We start from the raw sequence: 246 nt of genomic DNA, 5'->3' as shown, positions 1-246 counted from the left end.
CTCGAACAGGGCGGTTCGGTCCAGCATCTCGACTTCCTCTCGGTCGAGGAAAAGGACTGCTACACGACCAGCTTCGAGATCGACCAGCGCTGGCTGCTCGAGCTCGCCGCGGACCGCACGCCGTATATCGACCCGGCGCAGTCGCTGAACCTGTTCATCCCGGCGGACGTGGAAAAGGGGGACCTTCTCATGCTTCACTTCCGCGCCTGGGAGCTTGGCATCAAGTCGCTCTACTACCTGCGCTCG

At 62.6% G+C, this 246-nt stretch carries 1 pseudogene; it reads left to right on the top strand.

Annotation, left to right across the window (positions count from 1 at the left end):
* Nucleotides 1-246 (top strand): annotated as a pseudogene (locus AC0CH3_RS17900) (ribonucleoside-diphosphate reductase subunit alpha); the annotation flags it as partial.

It is taken from the genome of Sphingomonas sp. AC449, from assembly GCF_979253475.1.
The sequence above is the reverse complement of the archived record's forward strand: the minus strand, read 5'-3'. Positions and strand labels throughout refer to the sequence as shown.